Annotated in this window: 21 protein-coding genes, 1 tRNA gene and 1 pseudogene; 10 read left to right on the forward strand and 13 right to left on the reverse strand. The window is 34.5% G+C overall.

The window, feature by feature from the left end; translation table 11 throughout:
- Positions 1–32: 32 nt before the first annotated feature.
- Entirely contained in the window at positions 33–1,400 is a 1,368-nt protein-coding gene (locus NAAC61_RS00985; protein ID WP_012208878.1) for a radical SAM/SPASM domain-containing protein, read from the reverse strand.
- A 687-nt stretch (positions 1,401–2,087) separates the two neighbouring features.
- Between NAAC61_RS00985 and NAAC61_RS00990 the strand changes: the two genes are divergently transcribed.
- The 10 genes and pseudogenes from NAAC61_RS00990 to NAAC61_RS01035 all read left to right on the forward strand — a co-directional run bounded on the left by NAAC61_RS00990 (position 2,088) and on the right by NAAC61_RS01035 (position 11,625).
- Complete coding sequence (locus NAAC61_RS00990) at positions 2,088–2,330, forward strand: hypothetical protein (protein ID WP_012208879.1); 243 nt, start codon at positions 2,088–2,090, stop codon at positions 2,328–2,330.
- Positions 2,331–2,469: 139 nt separating this feature from the next.
- The gene (locus NAAC61_RS00995) at positions 2,470–3,609 is read left to right on the forward strand and encodes a tetratricopeptide repeat protein (protein ID WP_202694961.1); all 1,140 of its coding nucleotides are present in this window, start codon (positions 2,470–2,472) and stop codon (positions 3,607–3,609) included.
- A gap of 365 nt (positions 3,610–3,974) precedes the next feature.
- Positions 3,975–5,285, forward strand: a complete 1,311-nt coding sequence (gene iscB, locus NAAC61_RS01000; RefSeq protein ID WP_012208881.1) for an RNA-guided endonuclease IscB — start codon at positions 3,975–3,977, stop codon at positions 5,283–5,285.
- A 69-nt stretch (positions 5,286–5,354) separates the two neighbouring features.
- A pseudogene (locus NAAC61_RS01005) lies at positions 5,355–5,711 on the forward strand (MazG nucleotide pyrophosphohydrolase domain-containing protein); the annotation flags it as partial.
- A gap of 7 nt (positions 5,712–5,718) precedes the next feature.
- A complete protein-coding gene (locus NAAC61_RS11160) occupies positions 5,719–6,801 on the forward strand; it encodes a DUF933 domain-containing protein (protein ID WP_202694963.1) in 1,083 nt (360 codons plus the stop codon).
- A 16-nt stretch (positions 6,802–6,817) separates the two neighbouring features.
- Positions 6,818–7,804, forward strand: coding sequence for a UDP-glucose 4-epimerase GalE (gene galE / locus NAAC61_RS01015; RefSeq protein ID WP_202694964.1), 987 nt, complete (start codon positions 6,818–6,820; stop codon positions 7,802–7,804).
- A gap of 3 nt (positions 7,805–7,807) precedes the next feature.
- On the forward strand, positions 7,808–8,329 hold the full coding sequence (locus tag NAAC61_RS01020) for an adenine phosphoribosyltransferase (RefSeq protein WP_121959536.1): 522 nt from the start codon (positions 7,808–7,810) through the stop codon (positions 8,327–8,329).
- 34 nt (positions 8,330–8,363) lie between these two features.
- Complete coding sequence (locus NAAC61_RS01025; protein WP_121515042.1) at positions 8,364–9,737, forward strand: glucose-6-phosphate isomerase; 1,374 nt, start codon at positions 8,364–8,366, stop codon at positions 9,735–9,737.
- Positions 9,738–9,740: 3 nt separating this feature from the next.
- A complete protein-coding gene (coaE, locus tag NAAC61_RS01030; RefSeq protein ID WP_202694965.1) occupies positions 9,741–10,322 on the forward strand; it encodes a dephospho-CoA kinase in 582 nt (193 codons plus the stop codon).
- Between the two features lie 13 nt (positions 10,323–10,335).
- Positions 10,336–11,625, forward strand: a complete 1,290-nt coding sequence (locus NAAC61_RS01035) for an ABC transporter substrate-binding protein (protein ID WP_121515044.1) — start codon at positions 10,336–10,338, stop codon at positions 11,623–11,625.
- Positions 11,626–11,966: 341 nt separating this feature from the next.
- Here the strand turns inward: NAAC61_RS01035 and NAAC61_RS01040 are convergent, their stop codons facing one another.
- The 12 genes from NAAC61_RS01040 to NAAC61_RS01095 all read right to left on the reverse strand — a co-directional run bounded on the left by NAAC61_RS01040 (position 11,967) and on the right by NAAC61_RS01095 (position 25,177).
- Complete coding sequence (locus NAAC61_RS01040) at positions 11,967–12,146, reverse strand: hypothetical protein (protein WP_202694966.1); 180 nt, start codon at positions 12,144–12,146, stop codon at positions 11,967–11,969.
- Positions 12,147–13,153: 1,007 nt separating this feature from the next.
- Positions 13,154–14,344: an SDH family Clp fold serine proteinase gene (locus NAAC61_RS01045; protein WP_202694967.1), complete on the reverse strand. Its 1,191-nt coding sequence runs from the start codon at positions 14,342–14,344 to the stop codon at positions 13,154–13,156.
- A gap of 415 nt (positions 14,345–14,759) precedes the next feature.
- A complete protein-coding gene (locus NAAC61_RS01050) occupies positions 14,760–16,115 on the reverse strand; it encodes a restriction endonuclease subunit S (RefSeq protein ID WP_202694968.1) in 1,356 nt (451 codons plus the stop codon).
- Between the two features lie 132 nt (positions 16,116–16,247).
- Positions 16,248–16,934, reverse strand: a complete 687-nt coding sequence (locus NAAC61_RS01055) for a hypothetical protein (protein WP_202694969.1) — start codon at positions 16,932–16,934, stop codon at positions 16,248–16,250.
- A gap of 2 nt (positions 16,935–16,936) precedes the next feature.
- The gene (locus NAAC61_RS01060; protein ID WP_202694970.1) at positions 16,937–18,820 is read right to left on the reverse strand and encodes a restriction endonuclease subunit M; all 1,884 of its coding nucleotides are present in this window, start codon (positions 18,818–18,820) and stop codon (positions 16,937–16,939) included.
- Complete coding sequence (locus tag NAAC61_RS01065) at positions 18,813–19,412, reverse strand: 3'-5' exonuclease (RefSeq protein WP_337919677.1); 600 nt, start codon at positions 19,410–19,412, stop codon at positions 18,813–18,815. The genes NAAC61_RS01060 and NAAC61_RS01065 overlap by 8 nt, the downstream gene beginning before the upstream one ends.
- Positions 19,364–20,746, reverse strand: a complete 1,383-nt coding sequence (locus NAAC61_RS01070; RefSeq protein WP_202694972.1) for a UvrD-helicase domain-containing protein — start codon at positions 20,744–20,746, stop codon at positions 19,364–19,366. Before NAAC61_RS01070 ends, NAAC61_RS01065 begins: the two co-directional genes overlap by 49 nt.
- On the reverse strand, positions 20,730–21,452 hold the full coding sequence (gene radC / locus NAAC61_RS01075; RefSeq protein WP_202694973.1) for a RadC family protein: 723 nt from the start codon (positions 21,450–21,452) through the stop codon (positions 20,730–20,732). Before radC ends, NAAC61_RS01070 begins: the two co-directional genes overlap by 17 nt.
- A gap of 369 nt (positions 21,453–21,821) precedes the next feature.
- Positions 21,822–21,896: transfer RNA gene (locus tag NAAC61_RS01080), tRNA-Ala, on the reverse strand.
- 34 nt (positions 21,897–21,930) lie between these two features.
- On the reverse strand, positions 21,931–22,626 hold the full coding sequence (locus tag NAAC61_RS01085) for an ABC transporter ATP-binding protein (protein ID WP_202694974.1): 696 nt from the start codon (positions 22,624–22,626) through the stop codon (positions 21,931–21,933).
- Entirely contained in the window at positions 22,626–24,686 is a 2,061-nt protein-coding gene (locus NAAC61_RS01090; protein WP_202694975.1) for an ABC transporter permease, read from the reverse strand. The genes NAAC61_RS01085 and NAAC61_RS01090 overlap by 1 nt, the downstream gene beginning before the upstream one ends.
- 14 nt (positions 24,687–24,700) lie before the next feature.
- A complete protein-coding gene (locus NAAC61_RS01095) occupies positions 24,701–25,177 on the reverse strand; it encodes a hypothetical protein (RefSeq protein ID WP_202694976.1) in 477 nt (158 codons plus the stop codon).
- Positions 25,178–25,189 lie beyond the last annotated feature (12 nt).

Below are 25,189 nucleotides of genomic sequence, written 5' to 3' on the forward strand. Positions count from 1 at the left end.
TCTACCCACACTTTTTGGAAGAGAACTTTTTTTCAATTTAAAAGCTTAGCGTACTCATGCATAGAAAAAATAATATCATCTTCTGTAAGAAAACAGGCTGTTTTGTTTGGAGAGGCCATTCTTGTTCGACGACACCCTCCCATGCAGATAGGAAGGAGTCTGCAACTTAAACACGGATTATCTCTACTGTAAAATAGGGACTTTTTCCATTGTGAAAAATTTTGATTGTAAATAGTCTCACCACTAGAAGCCAGATACCCTATGCTGTGTTCTTTGCTACCGACATACGTATCACACGGGAAAAGTAAACCATCGGCTCCTATTATGTAACTATATCTTCGTTCTGATTCGCACCAACAGGGAGTGGGCATTGGTAATAGTTCAAGCATTTTTCCATAAGGAGAGAGAAGATCTGCCTCAGGTCTGAGAGACTTTAATTCTTTGAACATCTCTAGAGCTAAAGATAACTGTTGTCGTATACCATCTTTGTAACTTAAAATATCTTCTGATAAGCTATGAATATCATTTCTAGTGGTTTCAAAATTATACACTGGACGAAAATACATGATAAATCGATGGTCGTTTCCAAAGTCTTTCACAAATCTTCGAGCCAAATTTTGAACGGATTGAAGCGTACTTCTTAGGAAATTAACTCTTATTGCAAGATTGAATTTTAATTCTTGAGAGATATTGTGAATGCTTTTCAGATTATTATAAATTCTTTGGAAAGTAGGGCCTCCGTTTTTGAGTACACGAAGTTTATCATGAGTTGATTTTTCTCCATCGAGAGTTACTTGAAAATCATTAATTCCAGCATGGACCAATTGTTTAAATATATTTGAATCTAGAAAATAACCATTTGTTACAATTGATCCACTAATATTAATTGGGAATTTTTCACAAAGTTCTTTTACCCTTTTATGGAAATTCAAAATTGCATTGGTTGCCAGGAGAGGTTCACCACCGAACCACAAAATCTTTAGAAATGTTTTATTCCCTTGTTTATAATTTTCTAAAGCCATCCGTTCCACTAATCGCAATACAGCATCATATACCTCCGTCTTCATCAGTTTATTCCGCTTTCGATACTGAAAACAATAAGGACAAGCAAAATTACACGCTTCAGCCGGAAGTAAGGTTAAACTAATTAAAGACGAATCATTAATATGTTTGTTGTGCCATTCTTGTATTTCAACTATTTCATCCTTTTCTTCAGGAATTAAAAAGCCCTCTGTTTTCAACATCATTATGACATCGCTTGGTAAGTTTTCTTTTGGGTTATTCAAACTTTGTAAAATATTTTCCTTCACCGCTGCAACTGCCCCTGTTTTGGTGTTGTACAAAAGAAGTTTTCCATCTTTTATAGGAATTTTGAAATTATAATTACTTTCTCTTATCATTTAATTCTTCACTCCTTCCATTTTGTTATTGTTGATAATATCTCTACTACACTACTTAGTAGCAAAAAATCTTAAATTTTTTCTCTTTCCTTCAAAAACTTATCTAGATAATTTCTTAAATCTTTTAAGCTTTTTAAAAGCGTTGTTTTTTGTAGAGAGTAAATGACCCAAACAAGCATTTACTCTACTTCTTCCACAACATTTACAATCTCTGTGGGTTTAAACCACTTGTCTTATCTATTCCATCATCATCTCCTCCAAAAACAAATATACCCCCTAACACCAGAACAGTGATTAACAAAACAACAAAAAATTTCTTCATCCTTCCTCACCCCCTTAGACTATTCTTTTAATTTAAAACTAATATCTCAAATAATCCCATCCCTCATTTTAATCATACGCTTTTCCATATGATTTTCAAGTGTTTTTTAAGTGGGTTCAAATATGTATTTATAAAGCATTGCAGAGATCGGTCAAAAAACTAACGTTAAAATTATTTACGATGATTTTTATCGGATATAATGCATTTGTCTTTCTTTTAGTTATTATAAGAGAGTTATGATATAATGAACTTTAGAATAAAATATAGAAGCTTCAAGTGTTATTAACATTCCAAAGGAAGGGTTTTTGAAGTAAATTTTATTTTATATTTTTGTTGCTATTGGGTAAAGGAAAGAGGGTTGAGAAATGAACATTAAACTACTGGATAAAATTGTGAGTAAAGGACAGTTCATAAGACCTATTTTGAATTATGTTGTCCATTATTTAGAAAGTGATAGATCAGATAAAAATAAAAACATCATCAATTACATAAACGTTTTAAAATTAAAATGGGATGTTAAATACGATGAAGCCCTTGAGATAATAGATGAAGCCTCCGCTCCCTATTGCGCATGTATGATCTATCCAATCTTTTTTACGGACATGTAATATTATCTAATGCGTTCGCTTTCTTAAGAAGTGGCTTTATGATATAATTATTACTACAAAAATGTATTGATGAAAATTTTTCAAAAAGCTTTTAAAACTATTTGACATTGTAGGAGGAACGTTTTGAGACAAAAATTATTTGTGTTGCTTTTTTTTTATTATTTTTACGTTATCGACCTTTGCCACAGTTTTTGATGATTTTGTTTACTACGTAGATCTTCAAACAATGTATGAATCAGATGATCCATATTTAAAGATCCTTGGAGGCTTGTTGAAACGATGGGAAACGGGATTATCGATGTATGTAGATAATTTGCAACTTTCAAATCTAGTGCTGTTTCCTGATGATGAGACAACCCTAAAGATATTAAAAGAGTCAGACCCTTATTTTTACCTTGAACCTACCGAATTGTTTGAAGAAGCCCTAAGAGAATACCCTGATTCAATAATAATAAATTCTATGTATCTTTTTTTCAACTTCCAATATTGGCAAAATTCTTTGGACCCATCTGTAGCGAAAGAAATCTTTGAATATTCTGAAAAAATCGAAAGGCTTGTGGGAGGGAAAACTCCCTATACTGTTTATTACCAAGGACAAATCTTATCAAAATCTAAAATATATAATGATCCTCAAAAAGCTTATAATGACTTAAAAGAAATCTATCTCACTTACAATTATGATAAAAAAATAATTGAATCATTGGTAGAAATAAGTTTTCAAACAAATAACTACGAAATTATAAAAGACCTTTATAATAGTTATATGGATTTAAAAGGGCAAAATGCTCAAACTTTACTGTACTTTTCAAAAATTTTTTACAACATGGGAGAAACGGAAAAATCTAAGGAAATAGCCCTTTCTTTAATTCCAGTTTCAAAGGACTCATCAATTCTATCTGAAACATACGAATTTTTAGGTGACATAGAAAACAATTACGGAAAACAGATAGAATATTATCAAAAAGCTTTAACCCACGACAAGGAAAATGGAAGAATAATGTCTAAATTGGGATTAACCTACTATCATTGGGATAAAAAAGAATATGGCCAATTAGCTAGATACTTTCTCAATGGTGCTCAAAGTCGTAACTATGTCACCGAAGAAATGGAAAAAGCTCTAAAAGAATTGAGATCGAGAGTTGTATTCGAAATTTTCCTTAAATATTTATTACCCTTGCTGTTAGGAGTAGCTTTTGCATTATGGTTGCTATATTATTTGGATAAAAAAAGGAAGATCAAGGAGCACAATCGGATATTTAAAGAGCAGAATAATAAATAGGGAAGCTAATAAGTACAATACAGGAGGAATTATTTTGGAATTAGGCGAAAAATTTGAAGAGCTTATGAAAGTGGTCAACTACCCACCGTCTAAAGACGGGGGCTTGCAAAAGCCTTAGTTGACTACCCTCAGCCGATTGAAGAAACGGGCTTCCGCCTCTTAAGGAAGAAGAAACGGGCTCACGCCTCTAAAGGAAGATCATCGGGCTACGTTATATAGGTCATAACACCTTCGGATGTTTCTCCTAGTCTGTCGCTCTGTTGTTTAGCTTTAAACAATCCTGAGGGGTAGGGATAGTGAGCTAAACGTAAAAAGCCTATATAACATTGGGGAAGGAGAATAACTCCATTAAGGAGATGCACTTTATGTTAGTGTACGTTTTAAACAAATACGGGAAACCTCTTATGCCTTGTAAACCTTCAAAGGCAAGAAAACTACTTAAAGAGGGAAAAGCCAAGGTTGTTAGAAAAGAACCTTTTACTATTCAATTACTCTATGGTAGTAGTGGTTATAAACAACCTATTACTTTAGGAGTAGACGCAGGAAGTAAAAGTATAGGGTTGTCTGCTACTACTGAAAATAAGGAACTTTTTGCAGCAGAAGTTGAAATAAGAGATGATATACCTAAACTTATATCTCAGAAACGACAGTATCGTAAAGGTAGACGTTTCAGAAAAACAAGGTATAGGAAACCACGCTTTTTAAACCGTGTCCACAGTAGAAAAAAACAGAAACAGGCTGACGCCACACAGCCTTACGGCAGACAAGGGAACTGGCTTGCACCGTCAGTAGAACATAAAATAAAGTCGCACATTAAACTGATCGATCTAGTTCATAGCATACTTCCTATTACAACGATTGTAGTAGAAGTTGCAAGTTTCGATATACAAAAGATTAAGAATCCTAACATTGAAGGCAAACAATACCAACAAGGTGAACAATTAGATTTTTGGAATGTAAGAGAATATGTTCTTTGGAGAGATAATTATACCTGTCAACGCTGCAAAGATAAGTCCAAAGATAAGAGGCTCAATGTTCACCACATCGAAAGTAGACAAATAGGTGGGAACGCACCTAGTAATTTAATTACATTGTGTGAAACATGTCATAAGGATTACCACGATGGAAAAATTAAATTGGATTTTAAAAGAGGACAAAAATTTAAAGATGCTACCTCTATGAATATTATGAGATGGACATTATACAATAGATTGAAAGATTTGTATTCTAACGTTCATCTAACTTATGGATATATCACTAAAAATACAAGGATACAAAATAGTTTAACTAAAACACATAGAATAGACGCCTTATGTATTAGTGGTCATCCTCAAGCAAAACAATTAGATTACTATTATCACATTAAAGAAGTTCGACGACACAATAGACAAATACACAAAGCTAAAATTCTAAAGGGAGGAATAAGAAAACTAAACCAAGCACCTTATCTAGTACATGGTTTTAGATTGTTTGATAAAGTAAAATACAAGGGTATTGAATGTTTCATATTTGGAAGACGTTCAACTGGATATTTTGATATAAGAAAACTTGATGGTACAGTAATTCATAGAAGTGCAAAAAGCAAAGATTTAATCTTGGTAAGTAAAGCTAAAACTCTATTATGGGAAAGGAGGGAAAATTCTGCATTCCTCTCACCACTTCCTTATCTGCCGTAAGGCTGTTCTCTGGTGAGTCTCCTGCAGATATTTTTCATGAAAAGATTGAGGGGACCAAAAGGTTGCGATCCTGCACTCTCTTTAGCAAGAAGAATTCAAGAAAATGCTGCTGCGGTAGGGTTTGACTGGGTAGAAGTTAAAGATGTGCTCGATAAAGTAAAAGAAGAAGTGGAAGAACTTAATGAAGCAAAAACCCAACCAGAGATAGAAGAAGAGTTTGGGGATTTGTTGTTTGCGCTGGTTAACTTGGCTCGTTTTTTAAAGATAGATCCGGAAGTATCTTTAAGAAAGGCAAGTGAGAAGTTTATAGAACGCTTCAACCAGATGGAAAAAGCGATTGAAAAAGATGGAAAGGAATTTGAAGCTTTAAATTTAGAAGAGTTAGATAAATATTGGGAATTAATTAAAAAAGAGGAAAAGAGGTGAAAATTAGGTGGAAATAGGCATATTCGGCCTTCCGTTAACAGGTAAAACTACTATTTTTTCCCTTTTAACCGACTATAAAATAGAGGATAGTTATAAAAGAGAGGCTATAAATAGAACAGCTATTATCAAAGATGAAAGAGTTAATTCTCTTGCACGCTTATACAATCCTAAAAAGGTTATCTTCGCTAGCTTAGATTTTATCGATATACCAAGTTATGACCACAAGGGGGATCCAAAAGAAAAAACGAGAATTTTTCAGATGATACAAAATGTTGATGCTTTGCTTTTGGTTATAAGATCGTTCAAAAACCCCTCGGTACCTTGGCCAGAAAATGCTGATAATCCAATAAAACAACTAGAAATTTTGAAAACAGAGCTAATTCTCAGAGATTTAGAAATTGTAGAAAATCGTTTAGAGAGGCTTGAAACGCAAAAGAAAAAGACAAAGTTCTCAGTGACGGAAGAAAATGAAGAAAAAATTTTGTTGAAAATAAAAGAAGTTTTAGAGGATGAGGTTTTCGTTTCCAAAATGGACTTGAGCGAGGAAGAAAAAAAATTAGTTGGTTCTTTAGCTTTATTCACTTTAAAACCCATTATCGTATGTGTCAATGTCGACGATGACCAATTTACAAAAGATAGTTACGAATATAAGGAACCGGTAGTCGAAGAATGTGAAAAGCAAAATTTTGCGTATATTGAAATTGACGGAAAAATAGAAGTAGAAATAAACGAGCTAGAGAATGAAGAAGAAAAAAGATTATTCCTGGAAGATTTATCAATTAAAGAACCTGGTGTTGAAAGATTAGCAAAAATTGTGTATAATCATGTTGGACTAATTTCCTTTTTCACCGTAGGAAAAGACGAGGTAAGAGCATGGACCGTAAAAAAAGGCAGTACAATGAAGGAAGCTGCCGGGAAAATACATTCTGATTTTGAAAAGAATTTCATTCGCGCAGAGGTTATGAAATACGAGGATTTAATTAAATACGGAAGCGAAGAAGAAGTAAAAGAACAAGGACTTTGGAGATTAGCTGGAAAAGATGAAGTATTAGAAGATGGAGAAATATTAAACATTAGAGCTAATGCTTGATTAGAGGGGTGACCTAATGATACTTGTCACAGGAGGAGCTGGGTACATAGGTTCTCATTTGGTCAAAAGGTTGCAAGATCAAAATAAAGAAGTAGTAGTTTTTGATAACTTTGAAAAAGGTCATAAGTGGGCTGTCAAAGATGTACAAGTCGTTGAAGGAGATCTTAGAAACGAAAAAGATATTGATTATGTATTTGAAAATTACAAAATAGATGAAGTATATCATTTCGCAGCTTTTTCATTGGTTGGTGAATCAATGAAAGAACCTTATAAATATTTTAAAAACAATATATGTGGGACATTGAACCTTCTGAACAGTATGCAAAAACACAAAAGTAGGTACATAGTTTTTTCTTCTACTGCAGCTGTTTATGGAGAACCAGAAAAAGTCCCCATCACTGAAGACCAACCCAAGAACCCTACGAACATCTATGGTCAATCAAAATTAATGATTGAAGATATTCTCAATTGGTATTCTAAACTTGATATTATAAGATATGTAGCTTTAAGATATTTCAACGCCGCTGGGGCGTATTATGATGGCAGTATAGGCGAAGCTCACGAACCGGAAACTCACTTGATCCCATTAGTTCTTGAAACAGCTTTAGGGAAAAGAGACAAACTGTACGTTTATGGCAATGATTACCCAACCAAGGACGGAACACCCGTTAGAGACTATATCCATGTCATGGACTTGATAGAAGCCCATATTTTAGCTATGAAATGGATGAAGGAGAATGAAAAATCTGACGTTTTTAATTTAGGTAATGGTCAAGGATTTACCGTTTTAGAGGTTATCAAAACAGCTGAAAAAGTAACCTCAAAAAAGATAAATTACGAAGTAGTAGAAAGAAGGCCAGGTGATCCTGCTGTTTTAATAGCCTCCTCAAAGAAAGCAGAGGAAGTTTTAAACTGGCACCCTCAAAACAAAGAATTAGAAAAGATAATATTGGACGCTTGGAATTGGCACAAAAATAAAGACAAAAATGTTTTAGGAGGATAACTCATGGAGATAGTAGACCTAAAAAAATGGATAAGAGATATACCAGATTTTCCAGAAAAAGGAGTTATATTTAGAGATATCACACCACTTTTGAAAAACCCAGAAGTTTTTAAGTATTCGGTCGAAAAAATCGCTGAATTGATAAAAGAGTGGGATTTTGATTGCATTGTATCCCCCGAGTCAAGGGGGTTTATATTTGCTACACCTTTAGCTTACCTCATGAATAAAGAATTCGTTCCCATAAGAAAACCAGGAAAACTGCCTTACAAAACCTATTCGATCTCTTATGAACTAGAATACGGTCAAACATCCCTGGAAATGCATGTTGACGCGATAGATAAAGGAGAAAAGGTGATAGTCGTTGATGATGTGTTAGCCACCGGAGGTACTACAAAAGCGATAAAAGAATTAGTAGACAGAGCCGGAGGCAAAACCGTTGGAGTTGTCTGCCTTGCTGAATTAACCTATCTAAATCCAAGAGAAAATCTAAACGATTTAGAAATTGCCAGTTTGATACGATATTGAAAGCATAATTTAAACTCAAGAAGGGGGAAAAAAGATGAATGGTATAAAATTTGATTTTTCAAATGTTTTCCATCCTAATATTGAAAATGGCTTAACGGAAGAAGAAATAAACGACCAAGCTAACAGAGTTCAAGATATTGTGGAAACGATAATACAAAAAAATCCCGGCTTTTTAAATCTGCCTTTCACAAGGGTTTACATAGATAGGGTTTTGGATTTAAAAACGTGGATACAAAGTTTTGAAAGTGTAGTAGTTTTAGGTATAGGTGGTTCTGCATTAGGAAATCAGGCGCTGCAAACAGCCCTTAATCCATTGCATTATAACGCTTTGTCTAAAGAAATAAGAAAAACTCCCAAAATTTTCATCCTGGATAATGTTGACCCCGATTTTATAGCATCAGTTTTGGACCAAATCGATCCAAAGACTACTCTGTTCAACGTTATATCAAAATCCGGTACAACAGCAGAAGCCATGGCAAATTATCTGGTTGCAAGAGGAATAATCGAAGGATACGGATTAGATCCAAAAAAACACTTCCTATTCACCACCGATCCTGAAAAAGGTATATTAAAGAAAATAGCCGAAGAAGAAGGAATCAAAACCTTGGATATACCTCCTTCAATTGGCGGTAGATTCAGCGTTTTAACCCCTGTCGGCTTATTATCAGCTTTGGCAAGTGGAATAGATATAATTGATCTATACAACGGTGCCAAAGAAATGCACAAAAGGGTTACCAATCCAAACATTTGGGAAAATCCTGCGGCTTTTAACGCCTTAGTGCATTATCTATATTACCAGAAAGGTTATAATATTTCCGTAATGATGTCTTACTCAAACAAATTGTTTCTACTAGCTGATTGGTACAGACAATTATGGGCAGAAAGCCTTGGAAAAAAATACAATTTAAAAGGTGAAGTAGTCAACGTTGGGCAAACTCCAATAAAAGCATTAGGCACAACAGACCAACATTCCCAAGTTCAACTGTACAACGAAGGTCCATACGATAAGGTAATCACTTTCATACAACTAGAAAATTTCGAACGAAACATAAAAATCCCTAATATACACTGTGATCTTCCCGAGCTATCATATCTGGGAGGTAAAAATCTTTCAGCCCTTTTGAATACAGAATTAGCTGGTACAGAATACGCTTTAACAGAAAACAATAGACCAAATCTAAAAGTTATTTTCCCTCAGATCAATCCCTTCAATGTGGGACAATTCATATTCGCATACGAATTTCAAACAGCAGTAATGGGAAATCTATTAGATATAAACCCTTATGACCAACCAGGCGTCGAATTAGGTAAAAAGGTTACCTATGCTTTGATGGGAAGAAAAGGTTACGAAGATTTCAGTATCGAGGTAGAAAATAAACTTAAAAACAAAAAACAGGTGACGATGTAAAAAATGGTAATAGGAATTACAGGCCCTGCAGGATCTGGAAAAAGCACTATATCAAAGATAATAAAAACAATATACAAAGATAAGGCATTCATAATCGATGTGGATAGGTTAGGACACGAGGTCTTAACCTATTTTTTTATCAAAGAGAAATTGAAAGAAGTTTTTGGAGAAGGAATATTCGACGATGATAACAATATTTCCAGATCAAAACTTGGTGAAATAGTTTTTTCAAATAAAGAAAAGTTGGAATTATTGAATCAGATAGTCCATCCAGAAATTCTTAATAAAACTGAACAAATACTGAAAGAAATTTCAAATAAAAATGATATAATAATCGTAGATGCAGCTTTGCTTTTCAAAATAGGATTGGACAAATTATGCGATAAAATTATCTACGTAGATGCCCCAGAAGAATTACGTATTGAAAGGCTGTCAGAAAAACGTGGTATCCCCTTGGAGAAGGCAAAAAACATCGTCAAATCCCAAGAACACATAAACTCTAAGCGTTGTGATTTCAAAATATTGAATATTGGTAATTTTGACCAATTGTACAAAGAAACAGAAAAAATTATCCAAAACTTATGAGGAGGTGTTCGGAATGAAGAAAGTTGTTTCTATTCTTTTTACGGTTTTACTTGTTTCTTTTGCTTTTTCTCAAGTCGAGATAGAGTTTTGGCATGGCATGGGAGGACAGTTGGGAGAAACTCTGAATTCCTTAGTCGATACTTTTAATAGGGAAAACCCAGATGTTCATGTGTCAGCCATATATGTGGGAAACTACAGTGCATTAAACCAAAAGTTACTTTCTACGATCACCGCATACTCCCAAGGAAGTACCACAGACCTTCCAACTTTATCTCAAGCTTATGGAAACTGGACCGCAATGTACCTATTTTCTGATGTAGTGCAACCACTCAACGGATATATTGAAAAGGATCCTGAGTTTAAAGAAGCTTGGGATAATCAGATATTCCCTGTTCTAAAGGATTTAGTTACATGGGGAGACACAGTATATGGAATCCCATTTAACAAATCTGTTTATGTTTATTATTATAACCCTGATCTATTTGACTTATTTGGAATCGATCCCCCAAAAACTATGGATGAATTATGGGAAGTAAGTGAACTTTTAACAATGGATTTAGACATGGATGGAGAAACGGATCAATATGGATTAGGTGCGAGAAACTTTATCGACGATTTTCAAATATTCTTATATGCATATAACGCAACATTTTTAGAATACGTCGGCGATGGCAAATACAGAGTTGTTTTACCTGAAGAAGAAACAAAAGAAGTTTTAACATTCATAAAGAACCTGAAAGATTCTGGATACGCTTTGTTCCAAAACGCATATTTGGATCCCCAGTTTGGCTCTGGAGAAATAGCCGCATACATGGGAACGGTTGCAGGTTTAACTTATGCTGAACAATCGTCCAGAGGAAAACACGGTGTCGCTTGGGCTCCATTACCTTCTGTAGATGGTGTCCCTCACTCTCCTATAGCTGGAACTGATGTGATAATGTTTAACTGGGTAAGCCAAGAGCAAAAAGACGCAGCTTGGAGATTCTTGAAATTTTTGATGGATCCCGTAAACGTTGCGTATTGGTCAATAAATACTGGATATGTTCCGATAAGAAGAGATGTTGAAGAGGTTCCACAGTGGCAAGCCTATACAGCAACAGATGATAAGCCAACTATTGCGCTTAACGAATTAGAAACCGCTATCCCAGATCCAAAACCAGCCGCATGGAACGATATAAGAAATGATATCAGTACATTATTTGCTAACTTTTTAAACGATATGGCGACGGTAGATGAGACATACGATGCCATCGTGAATACTTTAGAAACAGGATTAAAGGAGACAGGCGAATACGCTGAATAATGAGTAATAATTATCAAATTATCAAAACCCCAGGTAGTATCAAAACCTGGGGTTTTATTTTGGTGGTATTTACTAAACGACGTTAGAACTTTCTTTGAGAAAAATCCCAATATTACACAGGAAGCCCCTATAACATTTGGATCTCTGGGTGTCGTGGTAGTAAAATAAATATATATCCTTTATCGACATGATTTTTTACTTATCCTTTTTATCTTTCTTAGGCACAGCATTTCAGACAATGTTTCCAGCATATACGAAGTCTCAGCGTAGCTGAAAATTTGGGTGGACGAAGTAAGCAGTATATGCTGTGGTAGGCGACGTTGCAACCTTACTATTTACTCCTATCTAACGCTGTAGTAATATTCATCTTCATAATAAGGTTCTTCTCTTTGTTCTTTAAGTCTGGAATAGGGCAGGGAACTTTCATCCACTTTTGCGTACTTTCCCTCCCGGGTTTGTTTTAAAAAGGTTAACAATGCATTTTCTTCTTTTTGCCTTAATTCTTTCCTCTTTGCTTCCATAATCCTTCCTCCTCGTATAATATGTATCGATATGAAACTCAAAAAATGGTACTAAAAATTTGTTTTTTGCTCTTTTTCATTATTTCTTTTGTAAAGAGATACCCTAATGCTAAAATAGTACCAGGATGATTAGCGAGTGAAGATTCCTCGCCCCCTTGCAAGACCTTTTGGTCGTTGCTTAAAAAGCTTGTTTCCTGACTTAGCAGTCAACTTGCTAACCGATTACTGCATCACCTTTGATTAGGCCATCAGCAAGGCTATTTTTCATTGGTGGATGCTCATAGAGCGCGAGGTTGCCTTTGGCTGCTAAGATTAGGGTATCTTCTATGATATTTGATGATACAATATAAGCATAAACAACTATTTTCTTTAAAAAATGAGTGGGTAGTAGAACGCTTATACTCTCTGAACTATTAAGTTCGTTCTAAAGTTTGTTCGCTACCCACCTTCCGCCCATAAATCCGATACTTGATTGACCTTTCAAGGCCGTATCAGAAGGATGATTGTAAAAGGCAGATCCTTAAACAATACTAAAGTGGGGTGAAAAAATATGATCCTAATTATCATTACAAAATCAAGAAATGAGAGTTCATAACAATTATACAGCAAAAAATATCAAAAAGAAAAATAGTAACCTGAATAAACAACAACCGCCACTTTCAACCTAGAAGTATGACTGAATAAGGATTTTTTAAATAGAAAACATTTAAAATTTTTTTATTAAATAGGGGTCTATTATACTTGACTCTTTGCTTTTATCCTTTATCTGCATTGTTGCAGCACTTCTTAAACAAACAGCCAATAATTCGTACAGATAGCTCCCTTTCAATCTCATGATAGTTCGGCCAAATTCGCAGGACTGACTTGGAGAAAACGTCAATCAAGGAATTATTCCTCTTTTCATCTTTCAAGCCTATTTTGTGTTTTACTGAAAGTATGGGTATTGTCAGTTACGCTAATTTTTAACAATTTTTTGATTTTTACCACTTGACATATCACCGATTAGCTTATTCAACAATGATTTTTCGCCCTGTTTCTATTTCAATTTGGTTCTTAATACCTAATAAATCTATTTCAAAGCCGCATTTACAAATAATCTTAGCATTTTTTGGAAACGGTATAAATCCTTTTTTCTTGAAATCTACATCTATTTGGGGGTTAGACACAAGTTTTGCATATATTTTGTAAACTTCACCGCATTTTGGACATTTTTGCTCGATTTCAACTACATCAATTCTTGGCTTCTCTGGTATCCTTATCGGAGCTCCTATAGGAACAGCCTGTCTAAATATTTTGTTATCTTGAGTCGCCAATATTTTAAAGCAAGCAGTATTCTCAAAAAGTAGTCTGCATACCATTTGGATTCTATATACAATTTCAGCCAATTTTGGGTCATTATCTACCCTTGTTATCTTTAACCCTATTTCCTCTAAACCACTAATTTTTATTGATCTCCCATGTGATCTCCATTTTGAATGATTTGTTAATTCTCTAGCAATCTCTTCGGCTCTTTTCTTCTTCAATTCTTCAGTTACAGGTATTTTACGAGTTTCTGTAATGGTCCATTTTTTGAATTTGTAGTTTATCAACCATTCAACTACCAACTCCTCAGCAAATTTTAATGCATGGAATACACTACCTAATTCACCAGGAGTGATCTGTGCTACCATTGTGGCGTCAAATGGGTTTAAAGTGCCATCTTCTTCAGCTTTTTTCCTTTTCTCTTCTACCCATTCAATATAGTCATATGCTGATATTATAGATCGTCCAATTTTTATTTGAGCGTCAATAGGCCCCAAACTCCCCGTTTCAGTCATCAAAATTTCATCACCCGATAAAACAATAATTGTGCCTGCACTTTTAGCCTCTCCAGATACAATAAATGAAACTGTATCAAAATTATTGCGTAAGAACCGCACTATTTCTTCTGCTGTTTCACCGCTGCCTCCTGGTGTTTCAATATACATATCGACCTTCTGAAGGTCTTTTTTGCCTGACAATAAATCATGAATTACGTAAAAGTCTGCTTGCTCCAATGGAACTGCTGGGATTGGCTTCCCAACTGCAGCGGCGTATACAAATAAATAGGTATTTCTCAATTTATTGTATTCCGATATTAATTTCAACAATTCAGATTCAAATTCAATGCTACCCCAACCTTTTTTCATTTTCTCGATATACTCATTCAGTATACTCATCTTATTCTCCTCCCAAACTTGCAAAGGCTATTTCCTTTAGAAACTCTAAAACACAACTTACATCGTGGTTTTAAAAAACGATTTTTACAAAATACCTCCTTTCTCCTCATGCTCTTTTATTCAGTATTTGAAACTCTTTTTTATTAATTTTCTGAAAAGCGAGTTATTTTATCGCATTCTCTAACCCTTCTAAAAACTCACTACCATTTTCAAAATTTTTCTATTTCTAAAGTGTCTATTGAAAGTCGCCCGCCTAACGTTCTCTGGATAAAAGAAGTTGCTGAAGGAGATTTGGGCGAAGATGCGTAGCATCATAGCCATTTATCCGCTGTTATATGCATGTGCCGTACCTTTCTTTAATGTTATGGACTGACTTTCAAATTTCATGGTTAATTCCTTTCCAAAAAATCGCTGGTCAGTTACTGCATTGATACCCTTTCTCAATAAATTCTTCAATTTCTCTCTTGGCTTTTCCTAAAAATTCCTTAGATTCTTTGCGAAGGGAAAATGATTGTTTTACAAGGTCAGAAATCTGTTTTTGGTTTTGTTCTGGAATAATGGAGATAATAATTTCTTCAATGTGTTCTTTCTTCAAAGTTGGATACATTGCACCAACAACTGACCTTCCTAACAGATTCAATCCTATGTCAGACCTTAAATAAAGAAATAAAAATTCTCTAAAGGGAGATGGGATTTCTAAAATGTAGAATGCTGTTGAACCTAAAGAATTATCCAGTTCTTCTGGAATTATTGTTATTGCTCCCCTTGTTGGTCTTACCATAGAAATGACCAAATCACCTTTTTTAAAAAGTCTTCTTGCATTTGGTGGTGCTTGATATCCTAATATCTCTTTTGTTTTTATTTCACCTGTAGAAATATCTATATCGCCGATTTCAACATAGGTAAATTTTTTATTTGGTTGTTTAATAGGATTAACCTTGCGTATCGCTTCCTTGCATAATTCTTTTAATTTCTTGAGTTCAAATTTAGATTGTTTTAAGATTTTTATTGCATCTGTGAATTTTGGTAAATAATAATCTGCATCAAAACGTAAGGTTTGTTCAATCTCATCAAATTTTGATTCAAACACTTTTTCTTCTTTCAATGCAAATTTTTCTATTTCCAGTATTTTATTCAATAAATCTTGCGCTTGTTTATATTTTTCATCTGCTAATTTTCGTTTTTCGTATGATTCTTTGATATAAGATTCTATTTTTTGTTGGAAGGATAGAGGAGGGATGGGAACAAAAACCGATTTAAATAATTCTCTTGTTATCACTGGATTAACAGCACCACTGCTTATTCTTAAAAGTTGCTTCCGTCCATATTCCGAGTTAAAAAAGACAGCAGTATAATAAGAGTTGACTTCTTTTAGTCTAACTCTTATCAACTCTGTGCTTATAATTGAACCAGTCAAATCCGGCGTAACAACACAAGTTATACCAACAGTGCCCTTTCGTGAAAATAGTAAATCTCCTTCTTTTAGTATTATACCTTTTGAAATAATTGAATTGTTTCTAATTCTCGATGCATTATTTACATCAATAAACAATTCTTTCATATCCCCAACTCTTAAATAAGGAATCCCTTCTGGAACAAATTCTCTTATGTCAACACCGTTAATAATTGAAGTAACCAACTCGCCAAGTGTTTTTATATTAGTGGATTTTTTTACAAGTTCCTCTACTTTCAGATATTCTGGTTTATAAAACTCAGCATCAAATCTCAATTTTTCCATTACTTGAGAATATTTTACTTCTGAAAGAATCATTTTATTTTTTGCCCCTCCTGTAATATAGCCAAAGTAATCTGTCTTCCTATTTCGGCAATTGCTTTATTTGGTTTTATCTGTTGACGAAGAGCGAAATTAGGATGAATTAAGTTTCTGAAATTTCTTATACCATCACTGATTGTGGCATGATATCCGTGTAAAAGCTCTGTTTTTTTCTGCAATGTCAATGAGCTGTTCTAATGTATAATCGAAAACCTTTTTAATTTTTTTGTTTGGGTATAACTCTTGAAATGCTTTTTGTATTTCTTCTGGCGGCATACTCTCAAGCCAGTCAGAAAGTATCGCTTCAAGAATACTTCCACATAAAACAAGTGCAGGCTTCCATGCTCCAACAGAAATACACAAATCAACATCTTTCAGATCTTGATATAGTAACTCAGCTAATTTTTCATTTTTAATTCCTTTTAACATTCTCCTGATAGTTTTTCCATGTGTGATTTGTCTTTTGGTCTTTTTATCTTCTTTTATTTTGGTCCCTTGAATTTTTTCTCTCAATCTATTCAATAATTCTTCTGGATAAGGATGCTGTTCATCTTCTTCAAAGTATACACGGGTTTTATCCAAAAGTTGATTAGCTATATAAGACAACACTTCTTCCCATCCTTTTTCTCTTAATGCATTTAACCATTTTTGGGCGTATGATTCCTTTCGTTCTCGAGTCTTTCCTGGTGGTGAAAATTCGCCTTTATAAAAATTAAACTTTTTATTAGCATCATTTAATAGTTCAGCAATTTTGTATCCTGTCATACCCTCTTGCATTATTTTAGCCATCAATTTAATAGTATTTTCATCAATCATTTTTAAAATCCTAACTGATACTTTCTTTTAAATCCCTTAAATGCAGAAATTATATCAGGAATATCTGTATCTATAATTGGCTTGCCATCTTCATCTTTTATAATCTCTCCTCGCTCATTCTTTTTATACATAACTTTAGGTGTCTTTGAATTGAGGTCATACCCAATCTTTTCAACTACTGCCATAAAAATTGGATAATTTATTTTCTTTAATTTGTCCAATTCTTCTTCATTAAGTTTCTGTAAAAACAAAACACTTGTTTTTGGATTAACTCCTGCGTGCATAAAGGTTCCAACTGGCATTGAAACAACCGCTAAAATCCTTGCCTTCTGCTGGATAAATTCTCTTACATAGCCCAAAGAAGAATTGTTTAGATTGCCATCAGGCAAAACAATTGCCATTCTGCCACCATCTTTTAATAGTTGCAGGCTTCTTTCAATGAACAGAATATCTGGGACCTGACCATTTTGAAGCGTATCTGTTTTTATCCATTTTCCAGTAGTTTTGTCCAATTTCCATTTATAGCCAAGCTCAAACTGCTTTAAAATTCTTTTATCTGTTACTTTACCCTTGCTGCCGAAAGGAGGATTAGTCATTAAAACATCAAACCAGTTAGGATAAGGCCTTAAAGAGCGTGGAACACCCGATTTTATAGATATATCTTCTAATTCATCAAGTGGTAAAAGGCTATTTGCACAGAAAATCCCAGTATGTCCATCATCGTATAAAATCATATGCATCTTGGCAACTTTTGATAGATCTGGATTAACATCTATACCTGCTATATGGGCTTGAGTATATTCTTTTAGAAATTCGTTTGCTTTAGATTTTTTGTCAGGTCTTTCCTTTATAAATTTTCCCTTAATATAATTCATCCCACTGACAAGGAATCCAGCGGAACCACAGGCAGGGTCGATAAACTTTTCATCATCTTTTGGATCAAGCATTTCAACAGCTAATTCTACTATAGGATGTGGAGTAAAGAATTCTCCTCTCTCTCCTCTTTGATGAGCATAAACAAATGTCTGGAAGGCGGTTCCTTTAACATCTACTTTAGTTTCTATAAGACTGTATTCTTGAAGTTGGCTTACAACAAAGGCAAGAGTAATTGGCTTTAAATTTATCCTTTCATTCTGTTCAAAGACATCACTATACCTTGATTTTACTTCTTCAAAAAGTTTTATAATTCGTTCTGTAAAAACACTTGACTTGCCCTCTTTTATTTCTTCTTCTTCCTCTGTCGTTATTCCAAATTCACATTTTGCAGAAATTTTTTTTTCATCAACCATTTTTATAAAAATAAGTTTTAAAACTTCGTTAAAAACTTTTTCTTTAAGCAAACCTTCATTGGCGTAAATATAGTTATGACAGGTTTCAAAAATGCTTCGCAATTCTGGCGCTGGCTTTAAATCTTTCTTTTCTGGAAGATGGATTGTAGTTTCACCACTTTTAGGTATTTTAAGAACTTCCCGGAAATAAGGAGCATGGTCTAATACTTCCAGATATGCAATATTATTCCCATTAAACCAAATGCCAAATTTTGCACCTTTGCAAGGAGAAAGATAAGTCTTTAATTGTTCAACACCATCAGAACGTTCCTTTCGTTTGGTTTCTACAATAATCCAAATATTCTCTTGGTCTTTACTTTTACCATCCCTGAATACAACAATGTCAGCAGGACCAATTCTTTTACTGCCTTTTTGTATTTCAAACTCGGTTTTTATCAATTCTTTAGGATATTCATATTCTTCAACCAATCTCATTAACATAATCTGTCTAACTTGTTCCTCTGGTGTTAAACGGATTAGTCGATTAGTTAAAAAATCCTTTACATACCCTTCTTTTACTTCAAGTTCTTCAGTTGGTTTATATTCTTTTTCAGGCATTTTTATCCACCAAGTTTCTTATAAAAATTTGACCATCCTGTGGGTTATAGGGTCCACCGCTAAGAAATCGGGTAAATGTTCTTTGCAATTTACCAGTATTTTTCCCTGAATGGCGTTGTTGCCCCGTTCTTTTTTGACAAAAAGTTACATAGAGATACTTCCTTGCACGAGTGATCGACACATACAATAGACGCCTTTCATCATCAACTGCCTCGCCAGTTGCTCGTCCTGGGATATACTCGTCCTCAGCAGCGGCTAAAATTACTGCATCAGCAGACAGTCCCTTAGCTTGATGCATTGTCATGATAGCAACTTTACCTTTTTCCTTTTCCTGTTCTACATCGCCAAGAGATACATTTAATGCACGTAATAGCTCTTCCAAAGTCTCCGCCTCACCAAGCCCCCTTACTTTTGAAAAGAGACCGAGTACTTCTTGCCTTTCACCATCATCCTGAATAATTTTAGTGGCAAGATTATTAATCCAACTATCTAATTTTTCCTTTTCTGGTGTATCAATTTCTAGGAGAAAACTTTCTATTTTTTTTACCTTTTCAGAAACTCTATTCCCATTTCGGATAATAAGTTCGGTGATTCTTTAACCTGTTGAAGTGTCTCTGAAAATATAATTCCATTTTTTCTTGACAATTCATAAAGTTCAGAAAATGCTTTCTTGCCAATTCCGCTGTTACCCAATGAGAGGATTGTTCTCCAAGCAAGATTGTCAGCACGCTGAACAGTTAATCGCATTAAACAAAGCATCTCACGAGCTTGTTCATGGTTTAGCGGTTCTAGAGGGTTTGATACAGCTCCTACAGGAATACTCTTTTTTGTAAGGGCTTCCCGTATTGGATCAGAGAATTGATTATTTCTATCAGTTCGTAAAAGAATAAGGATCTCTTCCGGCAGGATATTTTGTGATTTAATAAGCCAATGACATAAAATAGCAACTCCTTCGGCTTCTTTAATTTGATTTGGAAATCTCAATACATGAACCTCACCTTGTTCAGCTTTGTCTTTAGGTTCAATAGGCTTATCAATACGGCGAGGATCTTGTCTAGCAACAAAAAGTCCATAGTTGAGTATCTCCTTAGGGCATCGTTGACAAATCTCCAATTTTAAATCTGCTGAAGGAGTGTAATCATCAGTGAATCTTCTTATTCCATCTGGATTTGCAAATCTAAAACTGTAAATACTTTGGTCATCATCGCCAGCGGAGTAAATCTCACTATTGAGGTCGGCCAATGATCTGATAACAGATAAGTCGCAGGGATTTAGATCTTGATATTCGTCTATGAGCACATATTTCGGTGGTCCCTCTAAATCCAGACTTTCCCCCTGTTCTTCCAATGCCCGCTTTAGTTGATAGACAAGTTCTGCTCTTAGAGTATATCCATAAACCTCTCTATGTTCTTCCCAAGCTCCTAAAAATTGTGGGTTTGGAAATCTCCGCTCCCAATCCGGCGTATCAGCCGTTAGCTTTTGCCAATCAGAGGAAAGTTCATTTAATAAATTTTGGGTCTTCCGCACATTCTCACCGATCAAATCGCTTAATTCTTCGATTATGATTTGTCGCTCCTCGTAGTCATCTGCAATTCTGAGAGGTTGTGGAAGCTTGGTTAAAGACGCATTACGTAGTATCTGTCTCAATGCAAAGGAGTGAAGAGTAGAAACCCTTGGGAGATCAATTCCTGTACCTTCAAGGTTATACCTGAGGTTGCGCCTTAATTCTGATGCAGCAGCACGGGTAAAGGTAAGGGCGAGAATTTGACTTGGAGAAACACCTTGTGTCGTCGTTAACCATAAAATTCTTCTGGTCATGGTCAATGTTTTCCCAGTTCCAGGACCGGCAAGGAGTCTTGCATGTGATCCTTTATGACTCGCTGCTTTTCTTTGTTCGGAAGTTAGATGTTCATCCCATTTTTCCATCTTCTCCCTCCTTAATAAGTCCTTCATTAAAAAAACTAAAATAGTTGTTATCACCAATGATGACATGGTCTAAAACTCTTATCCCTACAAGTTCGCAAGCGGAAATTATCCTATTGGTTATCTCTATATCATCTTGGCTTGGCTGGGGTTCACCGCTTGGGTGATTGTGAATTAGTATTAATGCAGCTGAGGATTCTACAATTGCTTCTTTTATAACTTCTCTCGGATGGACTATGCTTTTAGTAAGTGTTCCTTCTGATATGGTTACATCTTTGATTATTTTATTTTTCCCATCAAGTAAAACGACTTTGAAAATTTCCTTTTTCATATCCCTCAAATAAGGGATGAAATAATCAACTATATCTTTGCTGGTTTCAACTTTGATTTTAGTCAAACTTTTCTCTTTCAAGAACCTTTTGCCAATTTCTATAGCTGCTTTTATCTGAGCAATTTTTGCAATTCCTAACCCTTTTCTTTTAAGTTCAGCAAAACTTTTTGAGCCTATATTTCTAAATGTACCAAACTCGTTTATCAATTCCCTTGCCATATCTACAGCACTTTTACCATTTGAGCCCACCCTTAAAAGAATTGCTAAAAGTTCAGTATCAGAAAGTTTATCAGCTCCAAATTTTAATAATTTCTCTCGTGGCCGTTCATCTTCTGGCCAATTTACTATCGCCTTTGGATATTTTAACTTTTTTACCATGGTAAAACCCTCTTCCACTTTCCAGTTAAAATTAGACTATTTTTAATCATATTCCTTAGGCACGACATTGCGTATAACATTCTCTGAATAAAAGTGACCCACGACAATTTTGACAAAGGTTCTTAACCCCTAAGCTTTTATCCGTTTCTTTGACTCGTTTTTTAACAGCCTCAAGTTTAGACTTTACCAGCTTTGAAAGTAGACAGCTAAATCTAATAGAAAGCGTAACAGTGAAAATGCAACTTTTTGTCCTCATATCTCGGCTGTATAAGGAATTTCACTAACATTTTGGCTTATGAGAAGTTTTTCGACAGAAGAGAGTAAAATTTGGGAAATTTGGACGCTGAGGTTGGGTCGGCTAATTCAATATGGTGGAGTTGATGGGATTCGAACCCACGACCTTTGCCTTGCGAAGGCAACGCGCTCCCGCTGCGCTACAACCCCCTCTTCTTACATTATATCAAAATTCATCAAAGAATTAAATTTCTTGTATAATTCCATCTCTAATTTGGATAATTCTATCGGCTCTTTTTGCAATATTCAAATCATGGGTAACTACCACAAGTGTTGTTCCCTTTTCTTTTCTTATCTCCTCTAACAGTTCTATTATTATTTCACCATTTTCGGTATCAAGATTTCCAGTTGGTTCGTCAGCCCATATAACCTCTGGTGAATGTATTATAGCCCTTGCAATAGCAACTCTTTGTTGCTCTCCACCTGATAGCTCATAGGGGAATCGTTCTACTTTATTCTCAAGCTTAACTTTCTTTAAAACTTCATAAGCCTTGTCCTTTGAGGTCTTATTCTTTTCTCCTAAGATTAACAAAGGCAATTGGACATTTTCTAAAACCGTCAAAACAGGAATTAGATTAAAAAATTGAAAAACAAAGCCCATGTTTTTGGCCCTGAAGGAAGTTCGTTCTTCTTCTTTCAAATTTTGGAATGGGACCCCTTTAAAGTAAATCTCGCCTCTTGTAGGATTATCTATTGCAGAAAGGCAATTAAGTAAGGTCGTTTTACCTGAACCTGAAGGTCCTAATATACCAATAAATTCACTTTTTTTAATCGTTAAGGTAACGTTCTTTAAAGCCTCTACTTTTACCCTCTTATCGTTGTAAACTTTGTACAATTCAATCGCTTTTATCAAAGCACTATTTTTACTCTCAACTTCCATTATCCTATCTCCCTCAAACTGTCTGCTGGTGTGATTTTAGTTATCAAAAAAGAAGGTATCATCAAGGTTAGAAAAGTGACTAAATACACCATTCCAATTATTCCCACTACATTCAACAATGGAAAATAAAAATCAACATTTCCTAAAAACTGAAAGATGGCGAAAATAATATCCTTTGCGACTAAGTAACCTCCAACAAGACCTATGAAAGCTCCTACTGAAACAATGCTGAAATTTTCAATGAGAAGCCCCTTGGTTATATCTTTTGAACTTGAACCGATTGCCCTTAGAGTTCCGATTATTCTTTGGCGAATTATGCATGATCTTACAGAGTACAGTGCCAGTCCTGAAAATCCACTAATCAATCCAAGATAAAGCATTCCAGTTGCTAGAGAAATTATACCATCTATCCCATTATAAATAGTCTGTAATTCCTCTTCTATAAAAATAGGATAATCAAAAGTTGACATATATTTCTGCTTGACTTCGTCAATATTTTCTTTAGGCACATTCCCTAAAAGTATATCGACACTTTTTACGCTATTAGGTTTGGATACTATACTTGCTACATATTTTACAGGAATTGTAATATCTTTTAAGTTAAAAAAACCAACGACATCGTAAGAAACATTAGATACTCCACCTAAGGGTGTAATGGAGGAAAGATTACCCTTCACGTACTCTGGAATTTGTTCTTCATCACTAAATTTTCCATAAAGAACGGTATTTTTACTTTTCAGTTCCTCTCTCCAATCTGTTACTGATTCCGATGGAATTATCGCCGATTCAAGAAAAGTATCGTCTACAAAAGCTATAATCTGTGAATCGAGAATGGCAATTTGAACCTTTGTTGGCTTTTCTATCCCTTCATAAACAGCTATATCATCAGAAAAAAATAGGTTTTTTATAGGATTTGATACAACCAAAAAATTATATCCAAATAATCCTTCTTGCATAGAAGTATCAACAAACCTAACCAAATTCGCTGGTATGGAAGAAATAACAATCAAACCAAAAATAATTATACCAAACATTAAAGAAAGCATTAAAACTCTAACTGGGAATCTTTCAACATACGAAAATCCCAAAAGAAAAGGAACACTCTTCTTTGAGGAAAACACTTTAGAAAACCTTTTTAAAATTGGAATTATAGAAGTAAAAAAAAGAACAACGATGAAACCGAATAAAAAAGATCTTTGAAAAATAAAATTAAAAGATAATGCTCCCGAAGAGAGAGAAAAAAATGTTTTACTAAGGATCATAAGAAAAACGGATAACCCAACATTAAACAAGGGGTTTTTGAATACAAATACTAATCCCACTGAAATCAAAATTAATGCCAGAATTTCAAACTCATTTGCAAAGGACATTAAAAGAACACCAGATATAATAAAAAGAAGAGAAAACCATCCGTTAATACCATGAGGCACATATGCCTCCACATCTTTTTTCAAGGATTCTACAGGAGAGTTGTTGGAAATTTGTAACCCTTTAATCATAAAAATGATCAATGGTATTACAATACCTATTAAAAAACCAAATATTATTGTTCTAACACTTAATTCATAAGGAACGACTGTAAAACTTCCCAAAGTTTCGAAAGTTAGACCTGATGCAATTTCACCAAGTTGATTTAATAGAACAGCTCCTATTTTCGCCCCCAAAATAACTCCTATTGCTGAAGATATCCCAAAATATAACAAAGCTTCCATAAAGAAAAGAAGTAAGATCTTAAATCTTTTAAAACCTAAAATTCTTAAAATACCTACCGTTTTTTCTTGCTCGTTTGCAAAATTGTTCCCGAAAACAATAACTAATATTAAACCCGCCAATATTGAAAAAGAACTAAAGGCAAAAACAATATATCCCAGAATTTCATTTACTGGGGAATTCAAAAAATCTTCTTTTATATTATTAATCTCTAAATTTGAAGGAAGGAAAATATTGGAAATATCAACATTTTCGGATTCAACAAAATCCACATACGCCTTTGAAGGATAAACTGTATTACCTTTGAAATCCAACACATTAACAAAAACCGATCCCGGATATTGCGCCATCTCTCCTCGGTAATTCAAAAACCTTTCTCACCAACATGGGAAACCTCTAAATTCTTTGAACCCCCTGGCATATGAATTACAATGGTTTCTCCTTCATTAACTCCAATTTCGTTAGCTATCTCTTGAGAGACAACTACTTTACCTGGACTTAAATCAATATTTTGACCTATAAAGTTCGAAAGATCTTCTCCTTCAACCGCAACAACCAAAACTTCCAAAAAACGTCCATTATTTTCTATTCTTCCGAAACTTTCTGAAGCCGGTAAAATGTTTTTTACTTGGGGATTGCTTTTTAGATCATCTAATATCATTTGTGACAAGGGAAAAGAGAGAAATAGTGATGTCCTGTTATTAACAACAAAGGCATCTGCTTGACCAAAATTAACCTCAAGCTGAGTTTTTCTATAAGAAACTATCGAATCATTAAGTGAAAGAGAAGAAACAGTTAACAAAGAAGGAATGATAGCCCCCAAAACTAACAAAATGCTCACTTGCCATCTCTT

The organism is Petrotoga sp. 8T1HF07.NaAc.6.1, from assembly GCF_016772115.1.
GTDB classification, from domain to species: domain Bacteria; phylum Thermotogota; class Thermotogae; order Petrotogales; family Petrotogaceae; genus Petrotoga; species Petrotoga mobilis.

What these genes read in the sequence shown, in the direction of transcription:
- NAAC61_RS00985 (WP_012208878.1), bottom strand. Translation starts at nt 1,400, where the DNA reads ATGATAAGAGAAAGTAATTATAATTTCAAAATTCCTATAAAAGATGGA.
- NAAC61_RS00990 (WP_012208879.1), top strand. Translation starts at nt 2,088, where the DNA reads ATGAACATTAAACTACTGGATAAAATTGTGAGTAAAGGACAGTTCATA.
- iscB (WP_012208881.1), top strand. Translation starts at nt 3,975, where the DNA reads ATGTTAGTGTACGTTTTAAACAAATACGGGAAACCTCTTATGCCTTGT.
- galE (WP_202694964.1), top strand. Translation starts at nt 6,818, where the DNA reads ATGATACTTGTCACAGGAGGAGCTGGGTACATAGGTTCTCATTTGGTC.
- NAAC61_RS01020 (WP_121959536.1), top strand. Translation starts at nt 7,808, where the DNA reads ATGGAGATAGTAGACCTAAAAAAATGGATAAGAGATATACCAGATTTT.
- NAAC61_RS01025 (WP_121515042.1), top strand. Translation starts at nt 8,364, where the DNA reads ATGAATGGTATAAAATTTGATTTTTCAAATGTTTTCCATCCTAATATT.
- coaE (WP_202694965.1), top strand. Translation starts at nt 9,741, where the DNA reads ATGGTAATAGGAATTACAGGCCCTGCAGGATCTGGAAAAAGCACTATA.
- NAAC61_RS01035 (WP_121515044.1), top strand. Translation starts at nt 10,336, where the DNA reads ATGAAGAAAGTTGTTTCTATTCTTTTTACGGTTTTACTTGTTTCTTTT.
- NAAC61_RS01040 (WP_202694966.1), bottom strand. Translation starts at nt 12,146, where the DNA reads ATGGAAGCAAAGAGGAAAGAATTAAGGCAAAAAGAAGAAAATGCATTG.
- NAAC61_RS01045 (WP_202694967.1), bottom strand. Translation starts at nt 14,344, where the DNA reads ATGAGTATACTGAATGAGTATATCGAGAAAATGAAAAAAGGTTGGGGT.
- NAAC61_RS01050 (WP_202694968.1), bottom strand. Translation starts at nt 16,115, where the DNA reads ATGATTCTTTCAGAAGTAAAATATTCTCAAGTAATGGAAAAATTGAGA.
- NAAC61_RS01055 (WP_202694969.1), bottom strand. Translation starts at nt 16,934, where the DNA reads ATGATTGATGAAAATACTATTAAATTGATGGCTAAAATAATGCAAGAG.
- NAAC61_RS01060 (WP_202694970.1), bottom strand. Translation starts at nt 18,820, where the DNA reads ATGCCTGAAAAAGAATATAAACCAACTGAAGAACTTGAAGTAAAAGAA.
- NAAC61_RS01070 (WP_202694972.1), bottom strand. Translation starts at nt 20,746, where the DNA reads ATGGAAAAATGGGATGAACATCTAACTTCCGAACAAAGAAAAGCAGCG.
- radC (WP_202694973.1), bottom strand. Translation starts at nt 21,452, where the DNA reads ATGGTAAAAAAGTTAAAATATCCAAAGGCGATAGTAAATTGGCCAGAA.
- NAAC61_RS01085 (WP_202694974.1), bottom strand. Translation starts at nt 22,626, where the DNA reads ATGGAAGTTGAGAGTAAAAATAGTGCTTTGATAAAAGCGATTGAATTG.
- NAAC61_RS01090 (WP_202694975.1), bottom strand. Translation starts at nt 24,686, where the DNA reads ATGGCGCAATATCCGGGATCGGTTTTTGTTAATGTGTTGGATTTCAAA.